Here is an 8,948-nt window from a genome sequence, read left to right as displayed (position 1 = left end):
CGTCGAGTCCCTGTAGGAGACTCCTATTACCGGCTCGCACCCGGAGATCGAGCTGGAAGCCGATTCCTCGATGGCGAGTTCTCCGCCAGCGGTACCGGAAGCCTCGGCGCCCTCCTTGCCCTCCTCATTCCTCTGAACGCCGGCACCGGCTGCCATGACGACGAGGCGGGGCTCCTCTCGAATCCCAACAACGTCCTCGTTTGCCACCGACTCCAGGTCGGCGTCTTTGGCCAGCACCTTTCTTCTGTTTGTCAGCTGATCGACGCCGGATCTGCTCAGGGCGTCAACAGCCTCGTCCTTGATTTCAGCCGATAACTGCGACAAATCCGCTTCAAAACTGTCGTCTCCCTTTTTGGACGCCGAATTCGTCGTCCCAAGGAGGATTAAAATTATGACAACAGTTATTCCACATATAATATCCCTCCTGAACGTAATAAAACCTCCAGAACATTACGTTTGTTTTAAATAAATAAGCCTTTGTATGAAAGGACGTTCCTTTAAAAATATTAAAAATTTAATATATTTATACATATTTGGATTTTTGTTCTTGCTTTTATGAGGTCAACTCTTACAAAAGAATTAAGTATTTATTCGATCCAGGATGATATTCAAATATCGTCTAATTAAATGGTCCTGATCAACATTCATGGGTCATCGGTTAAGGAGTTTAAGCTACACGATCTCGCCATTTTTCACACGAATTATGCGCCATCTAGATTTGATCCGATTTCAGGACCGACTTGCTGTAGCCTCCTTGACCAAGCCAATCTCACCGAACTTGCTACCGAGATCGCTGCCTCATCGCGATTCTTCTCTTAACCGATGACCAATGGGATGGGCTTGAATCTGGCGGGTTGAATTCGTCAGCTTCGCGCCCCTTGAGGTTCCCTTCTGACCGGAGAAGATTTCAAGAGCCTCCGCATAAGAAGCCAGCAGGCACCATGATCGACCCTGAACCCCTCCCCCACCTTCCCGGTTGCTACCTCTTCAAAGACGCCTCAGACGAGGTCATCTACGTCGGAAAGGCGAAGGACCTGAAGAAGAGGGCCGCCAGCTACTTCCAGAGGAGGGAGACGGACCCCAAGACCTCGGCCCTCGTCTCCGCCGCCCGCGACCTCGACTTCATCGTCACCGACAGCGAGGTCGAGGCGCTGCTCCTGGAGAACGCCCTGATCAAAAAGCATCAGCCCAAGTACAACATACGGCTGAAGGACTCCTCCCGCTACGCCTCCATCCACCTCACTGAGGAGGCCTTTCCCCGAATCCACCTCTCCCGGCGGCAGACGGGGGGCGGGCGCTTCTTCGGCCCCTTCGTCTCCGCGCGAGAGAGGGACCTGGTCTTCTCGGTCGTGCGGAAGACCTTCGGCCTTAGGACCTGCAGGAGGCTTCCGAAGAGGGCGTGTCTGCGGTATCACATGGGGGCCTGTAGCGGCCCCTGCATCGGAAAGATCTCGCCTGCTGATTATGGGGAACGGGTGGCAAGGGCCGAGGCGGTCCTGAAGGGGAGGACCGGTGAATTGATCGACTCATTGAAGGAGGAGATGATGGATCTGGCGGCGGAGCGGGAGTTTGAGAGGGCGATGGAGCTTCGGGACGAGATCAGGGCCCTGGAAGGCCTCCAGGACCGCCAGAACGTCGAGCGGAAGAAGAGGTTCGACGAGGACGTCCTGAGCTACATCGTGGAGGGGGAGACCGTCTACCTGATGCTCTTCAAGGTCTACCGGGGGACCCTGGAGGGGAAGGAGGAGTTCGTATTTCCCCGGGGCGAGAGCTTCCTGGAGGAGTTTCTCGTCCAGTATTACTCCGAGAACGAGCCCCCGGAGGAGCTGATCCTGGATGAGAAGCTGGACGGGTCCCTGGTGGACTTTCTCGCCCGCCTCAAGGGAAAGAGGGTCCGGGTGACGGTCCCAAAGCAGGGGGAGAAGAGGAAGCTCCTCGACCTAGCCGGGAAGAACGTGGAGATCCGGTTCTTGGGAGACCGAAAGAAGGTCGTCGCCCTTCAGGAGGCGCTATCCCTGGCCAGGCCGCCGAACGTCATCGAGGTCTTCGACGTCTCCCATCTCTCGGGAAGCTTCACCGTCGGGTCGATGGTCCAGTTCCGGGGCGGAAGGCCGGACAAGAAGGGCTACCGCCGCTTCAAGATCAGAGCCGGAGGGGGGATCGACGACTTCGCCTCCATCGGCGAGATCGTAAAAAGGCGCTACTCAAGGCAGAAGGAAGAAGAGGGGGAGATGCCGGACCTGATCGTCGTCGACGGGGGGAAGGGGCAGCTCTGGGCCGCATCCCAGGAGCTACAACGGCTTAGGATATCGATTCCCATAATCTCCATCGCCAAGAGGGAGGAGGAGATCTACGTCCTCGGCCGCCTCCGGCCCCTTCCGATCAGAAGAGACGATAAGGCCTCCCTCTTCGTCCAAGAGATGAGGGACGAAGCCCATCGGTTTGCGATCAAGTACAACCGGCTTCTGAGAAGGAAGGCCATAACCTCGTAAACCACCTTGGTTAAAGGTCCGGTCGGGATCGAACCCAACTTTTTTGGCCAGGGAGCACAAACCCTGGTCTGAGGCGGTGAAGTTGTACAGGTTTGCACGGGATCAGCTGGTGATGAACGTCGCCGGGGTGAAGATCGGGGGCCAGCCGGGAGAGAACCCCACGGCCCTCTGCGGGACGATATTTTACCAGGGCCACAGAATCGTGGAGGACGAGGACCGGGGTCGATTCGACGAGAAAGCGGCCGAGTCGCTCATCGTCCAGCAGACGGAGCTCTCGGAGGAGACCGGAAACCCCGCCGTTCTGCACCTCTACGCCAAGACCCCGGAGGCCTTCGGCCGCTACCTCGACTTCGTCGATGGATTGTGGTCCGGACCCCTGATCCTCGACTCCGCCGACCCCATGACCAGGATGGGGATGGCGGGCCTGGTCTCGGAGATCGGCTACGCCGACCGGTGCATCTACAACAGCATCAGCCTGGGGACGACCGGCAATGAAGAGGAGGCCCTGGCCAAAAGCGAGATCGACTCCGCCCTACTCCTCGCCTACAACCCCGCCGACTCCAGCGTCGAGGGGACGATCAGAGCCCTGGAGAAGGGTGGAGCAGGACGGAAGGCGGGGCTGATCGAGATCGCCCGCGGCCTGGGAATGAACAACCTCCTCATCGATCCCGGGGTCGTCCCCCTGGGGGACGGGGCCGGAAGGTCGCTCCGATCCACCCTCCTGGCGAAGGCCAGGTTCGGCCTTCCCGCGGGCTCAGGAATCCACAACGCCGTCTCCTCCTGGCGCTGGCTCAAATCAAGGGATGAGGGCGCGAGGAACTCTTGCGATGCGGCCTCCGCGGGCCTGGAGATTCTGGCGGGAGGCGACTTTGTCCTCTACGGCCCCATCGAGCGGGCCGGGATGGTATTCCCGGTGGCGGCGATGACCGACATCCTCGTCTCCGAGGTGGCGAAAGACCTGGAGATCTGGCCCGCCGCAGGCCACCCCATCGGGAGGCTGATCTGAGTCTTTTTATATTCCCGCGGAGAGGAGGAGACATGCATCTATCGCGAGAGGAGGAGCAGGCCTGCCAGGGGGAGAGGGGCGAGAGCCTGAGGAGAGCGATGGAGATCCTGGTGGCCCTCGGCGACATCTACGGGGCCGACCGGCTGATCCCGGTTCGGAGCGTCCAGGTGGCGGGGGTCAGCTTCAAGACCATCGGCGAGGCGGGTCTGGAGTGGATCTCCGACCTCCGGGGGAAGGTGGCCGTCCCCAGCGTCCTCAACCCGGCCGGGATGGACCTGTCCCGATGGCGGGAGATGGGGGTCGACGAGGAGTTCGCGGATAAGCAGATCGAGATCGTCGACACCTACTCTCGCCTTGGAATCTCGCCGGACTGCACCTGCACACCCTACTCGATCAGGCCCGACAGTGCCCGAAGGGGCGACCACCTCGCCTGGAGCGAGTCCTCTGCCGTCTCCTTCGCCAACTCCGTCATCGGGGCGAGGACCAACCGGGAGGGAGGCCCCTCGGCCCTGGCCGCCGCCCTGGTGGGAAAGACCCCCCGGTACGGCTACCACCTGGAAGAGAACCGGGTCCCCACGGTCGAGATCTCGGTGGAGGTGGACCTCGAGACCTCCGACTACGGCCTTCTGGGATACATCGCCGGAAGAGAGGTGGACGAGGGGGTTCCTCGCTTCTCTTTTCGGCAAAGGCCGAAAGAAGACGAGCTGAAGGCCCTCGGCGCCGCCATGGCCGCCAGCGGCTCGGTCGCCCTCTACTATTTCGAGGAGGACGCGCCGAAGGCCCCCCGGGGAGCTGAGGAGATGACCATAAATGAGAAGGATCTCCGCCAGGTCCGCGAGGAGAACGCCCCAGACGACGAGGTCGACATCGTGGCCCTGGGCTGTCCCCACTCCTCGCCAGCGGAGCTGGAGGAGCTCGCCCGGCTCCTCGCGGGAAGAAAGGTGGAGCGGGAGCTCTGGATCTGCACCGCCCGAAAGGTGGCTGAAAAGTGCCCGAAGCTCGTCGAGAGGATCGAGAGGTCGGGGGCGAAGGTCTTCTGCGACACCTGCATGGTCGTCTCGCCCGCCAGCGACCGCTACAGGAAGATGATGGTGAACTCCGGAAAGGCTCTCGCCTACGTCCCCGGCCTCTGCAAGATAAAAGCGGCCTACGGAAGCGCCGAGGAGTGCGTCAAGGCCGCCACCCGGAGGGACTGAGATATGGAGATCTCCTGTCATAAGATAGCCAGCGGAAAGGCCTCTGGCCCCGCCCTGGTCTCGAAGGAGCCGATATCCTTCCTCGGCACCGTCGACCCGGAGACGGGCGAGGTCGTAGACCCGAAACATCAGCTCTTCGGAAAGAACGTGGGCGGCAAGGTTCTGATCTTCCCCGGTGGAAAAGGGTCCACCGTCGGATCTTACGTCATCTACCAGCTGAAGAAGAGGGGCGTCGCCCCAGCGGCGATGATCAACATCAGGTCGGAGCCGATAGTGGCCGTCGGCGCCATCATCAGCGAGATCCCCCTGGTTGACGGGGTTTCTGCCGAGCTCCTCGACCTGGAAGATGGCACCTTGATCACCGTCGACGCCGACAGCAGGAGGGTGAGGACAGAAGAGGGTTGAAGAGATCGAGCCGACCCAGCATCTATCTCCGGGATTCTCTCACCTCCTCTGCCGCGGCCACCTCGTAGGCGCTTATGGCGTCGGTCCGGGTGACGATCCCCAGGAGCTTCTTGGGGGACTCCCTCTCCACCACGGGAAGCCGACCAATGTTGTTCTGATACAGCCGGTCCATCACCTGCTTCATGTTCTCGTCGGGGTAGGCGACGATCACCTCCTTCACGGCCACGTCCTCGACCCTGATCTCGTCCTGCATCTCCTCGGGAACTTTACGCAGGTCGTCGAAGGTGACGATCCCCAAAAGCTCGCCGTCTTTGACGACGGGAAAACCCCTGATGTTCTGCTCGACGATCCTGTCTCTCACCACCCTGACGGTCATCTCGGGGTCGACGGCCGCCACATCACAGACCATGGCATCCTCGACGAGGACCCGCTCCAAGACCGCCTCGCCCGCCTCCAGGGAGATCCCTCTCCTCAAAAGCTTCAGCGTGTACATAGTCGACCCCTTCAGGCCGATCTGAGCGACGGCGTAGCTGGCGGCGCAGGAGATCATAAGAGACGGCAGCAGAGCGTAGTCGGCGGCCATCTCCGAGATCATCACCACACAGGTGAGAGGAGCACCTGCAGATCCCGCAAAGAGGGCTCCGGCCCCCAGCAGGGCATAGGTCGGTGCGTGCCCTTGCGCCGAGGGAAAGAGGTCTCCGAAGATCAGACCCAGGGCGGCCCCAATCACAGCGCCCATGTATAGGGTGGGACCGATGCTGCCACCGCTCCCTCCGGAGCCGAGGGTTGAGGCGGTGGCGAGGGCCTTCGCCGTCGCCAGGGCAAAGAGGAAGAGGAGGATCTGAAGATCGGCGCTGCTCGAACCTGAGACCAAGGACAAGACGCGGTCTACACCATCGTACCCGACCCCCATGACCCCGTAACCCAAGAAATAGAGGCCTGCTGCCCCTGCGACAAAACCGCCCAAGGCCGGCTTCAAACTCTCTCTCAGGGGGAGCCGTTCGAATAGCCTCTCGGCGCCGCTCGCAAGGCCGACCCAGAGGAGGCTGACGGCGCCGAAGGCCAGACCCAGGACGAAGCAGAGCCAGAGCTCCGCCAGGACAAGATCGGTCTCTGGCGGGGTGAAGGCGGGGTTTGTGCCCAGGAAGGAGGAGGCGGTCGCCGCGCCGATCACCGCCGCCAGGAGGATGGGGACGGCGTCCACCATCCTAAACCGCCTCATGACCACCTCCATGCCGAAGATGGCGCTTCCGAGGGGGGCGTTGAAGGTTCCGGCAAGCCCCGCGACAAAGCCGCAGATGGCCAGTATCTGGACGTCGGCCACCGTCAGCCTCAGCCTCTGGCCCAAAAGAGATCCGAAGGAGGCCCCGAGCTGGGCGATGGGTGAGTCCCTGCCGGCACTCCCGCCGCTCCCGATGGTGACGGCTGATGCTAGGAGGAGGGTGGGACCCGACCGGACTCGGATCCTGCCTCCTTTCTTGTGGAGCGACTTCATCAGGTTCGGGATCCCCTCCCCTCTCCCCTCGGGCGCAAATTTGAGGATGGTCAAGCCTACGGCAAGCCCCCCCAGGACCGGCAGGAGGATCAGACTCTCGCCGCCTCCGGGAAGGGCGTCCAGGACCGGTCCGAAGAATATCTGGTGGACCGCCTCGACCAGCCTTCTGAACAAGACGGCACCGAAACCCCCCGCAAGGCCCGTCGCGATGGCGAGGGTGTCCAGGACCAGCCACCTGTTCTCGCCCAAGTGACGAATCATCCAAGCTCTCAAGATATCTCTCCTCAAAACGAGAGCGAGATATAAAGAAGTTCTGCCAAGAGGCCATGCTTTGAAGCCAGAACGTTGAGAGGGACCGATTAAGAAGAACTGGAGAAAGAGAATCGTAGGATGGAGTCGGGGCCTATGCCGAGCCGGAGATCGGAACTCTTTTATGATCCGGCGGCATGGCATGGGCGGGTTATTGCCATGTTCAAGATTGGATTTATCAAGCTCGGCAACGTCGCATCATCGCTGGTCGCAGACCTCGCCCTGGACGAGATCGCCGAGAGAAACGACATCGAGGTAAGATCCCTCTCCTTCGGAGCCAAGATGACGAAGAGAGAGGCTGAGATGTCAGCAGAGCTTAGGAGCTGGGAACCTGAGCTGGTGGTTATGGTCGGGCCGAACGCCGCCACCCCGGGACCGACGGCGGCAAGAGAGCTTTACAGGGATCTTCCGACGATAGTGATATCCGACGGCCCCTCCAAGAAGGAGGCCCGCGAGGCCCTGGAGGCAGAAGGTTTCGGCTACATAATCCTCCCCTTCGACCCCCTGATCGGTGCCAAGCGCGAGTTCCTCGACCCTGCGGAGATGGCGCTCTTCAACTCCGACGCCCTCAAGGTCTTGAGCATCTGCGGGTCCGTCAGGCTCGTCCAGGAGGAGCTGGATGGGACGATGGCCAGCATCATTGCGGGATCCGTTGAGCTTCCTCACATCCTCGCGACCCCTGAGAAGACGACAGAGCGAATGAACTTCAAAAACCCCTACGCTCGGGCGAAGGCGATCGGCGCCCTCCACATGGCCCAGACGGTGGCGGGGATCGACGCCGCGGCCTGCTTCAGGCTCAAGGAGCTGGAGAGGATCGCCCTCACCGCCGCCGCGGGCCACGAGGTGATGCGGGCCGCCGCGAGGCTGGCCGACGAGGCGAGGGAGATGGAGAAGACGGGCGACTCGGTCTCTAGAAGGCCTCACGCGAGATCCGGCGCGATCCTAGCGAAGACGGGGCTTCTCGGTAAGCCCGAGTCGATATAAATAGTGCTTGGCAGATATGCTAAAAAATAACGTCGCTGGCGCATGATTAATCAAAGCGCCAGTCTTCTACTTTTCTTCGCAGAGCAGCTCCTCGCAGTTGAGTTCGTCCGCCTCGTATCCGTAGTGCTCGAGCTCCCAGTTCGGTGGCTGCCATATCTCGCAGGATACGGGATCGCACTCGCCCTCCACGGTGCCGACCTCGATGACGCAAGTTGCGCTGACCGGCTGGACGACGTTTCCGTCTACGGACCTCGGATCGACCACCACGGTGTTGGTGTACCTGCCGTCTCCGGGGGCGAGGACCGAGAACTCGATCGTCTTCATCCCAGAGGGCAAAATCTCGATCAGGTTCCATACGATGACGTTTCCATCATCGTAGGACGCGAAGGGGATCGACGATTCGATGAGCTTCATCCCTGCGGGGAGACGATCTGTCACCGTCGCCGCTCTGGTGACGTTGTCGTTGTTCTCAATCTCGATCCGATAGTTGACCATCGACCCGTTCACTTTGTCGACCTCGGCGGTCTTCGTCACCGAGACCGGCTCATCGAGGCAGCATGATAGCCACTGGATCTCGATAGCGCTGAAGTTGCTTGCGCAGACCCATTCGTCGCCGTTGTTGATGCCGCCGCAGACCTCAACCCTGTTCACCAGCTCGCTCGGATGATATCCGGTCACGTCGAGCCTAAGAGTGATCGCCACCAGGTCGCCGATGCCGATGCTCATCAGAGTCCAGTTGACGCTGGTCTCAGTCAGCTCGGCGGGCCGCAGCGACGCCTCGATGAACGCCGATCCCGGCGGGAAGAGGTCCCTGACATATACCGGCCCCAGAGCCCTGTTGCCGTCGTTCTCGACTGAGATGGTGTAGGTGGCCACCTTCCTCTTCTTCACCTCGCCTTCGAGGTGCTCCTCGCCATACTCCCACGGAAGGATCTCCTCGGCGATCCCGCCCACCTGGGTCTTGGTGACGTTCAGATGAGCTCGATCGTACTTGGCGACGCCGGTGAAGATGACCCTCCTCTCGATGGAGTAGTCGCCATCATACTCTTCGTCGAAGTCGA

The 8,948-nt window shown here is 61.0% G+C and carries 7 protein-coding genes and 1 pseudogene; 5 read left to right on the top strand and 3 right to left on the bottom strand.

Annotated features, from left to right (window positions below):
• Window positions 1–324 (bottom strand): annotated as a pseudogene (locus tag ACP5EL_RS07695) (arylsulfatase); the annotation flags it as partial.
• Between the two features lie 617 nt (window positions 325–941).
• Here ACP5EL_RS07695 and uvrC point away from each other — a divergent pair.
• The 4 genes from uvrC (at window position 942) to ACP5EL_RS07675 (ending at window position 5,099) form a co-directional block, all read left to right on the top strand.
• Window positions 942–2,492 (top strand): excinuclease ABC subunit UvrC, encoded by a 1,551-nt coding sequence (gene uvrC / locus ACP5EL_RS07690; RefSeq protein ID WP_428401933.1) that lies wholly within the window; start codon window positions 942–944, stop codon window positions 2,490–2,492.
• An 82-nt stretch (window positions 2,493–2,574) separates the two neighbouring features.
• Window positions 2,575–3,498: a tetrahydromethanopterin S-methyltransferase subunit H gene (gene mtrH / locus ACP5EL_RS07685; protein ID WP_428401932.1), complete on the top strand. Its 924-nt coding sequence runs from the start codon at window positions 2,575–2,577 to the stop codon at window positions 3,496–3,498.
• Between the two features lie 32 nt (window positions 3,499–3,530).
• A complete protein-coding gene (locus ACP5EL_RS07680) occupies window positions 3,531–4,694 on the top strand; it encodes an aconitase X (RefSeq protein ID WP_428401931.1) in 1,164 nt (387 codons plus the stop codon).
• Window positions 4,695–4,697: 3 nt separating this feature from the next.
• Window positions 4,698–5,099 (top strand): DUF126 domain-containing protein, encoded by a 402-nt coding sequence (locus ACP5EL_RS07675; RefSeq protein WP_428401930.1) that lies wholly within the window; start codon window positions 4,698–4,700, stop codon window positions 5,097–5,099.
• 22 nt (window positions 5,100–5,121) lie between these two features.
• Here ACP5EL_RS07675 and ACP5EL_RS07670 read toward each other — a convergent pair whose 3' ends face one another.
• Window positions 5,122–6,855, bottom strand: coding sequence for a chloride channel protein (locus tag ACP5EL_RS07670; protein WP_428401929.1), 1,734 nt, complete (start codon window positions 6,853–6,855; stop codon window positions 5,122–5,124).
• Between the two features lie 207 nt (window positions 6,856–7,062).
• Here ACP5EL_RS07670 and ACP5EL_RS07665 point away from each other — a divergent pair, with 207 nt between their 5' ends.
• Complete coding sequence (locus tag ACP5EL_RS07665) at window positions 7,063–7,887, top strand: F420-dependent methylenetetrahydromethanopterin dehydrogenase (RefSeq protein WP_428401928.1); 825 nt, start codon at window positions 7,063–7,065, stop codon at window positions 7,885–7,887.
• Window positions 7,888–7,953: 66 nt separating this feature from the next.
• Here the strand turns inward: ACP5EL_RS07665 and ACP5EL_RS07660 are convergent.
• A partial coding sequence (locus ACP5EL_RS07660; RefSeq protein ID WP_428401927.1) for a hypothetical protein occupies window positions 7,954–8,948 on the bottom strand: 995 nt, incomplete at its 5' end.

This window comes from Methanocrinis sp., assembly GCF_049974945.1.
Lineage (GTDB): Archaea > Halobacteriota > Methanosarcinia > Methanotrichales > Methanotrichaceae > Methanocrinis.
The sequence above is the reverse complement of the archived record's forward strand: the minus strand, read 5'-3'. Positions and strand labels throughout refer to the sequence as shown.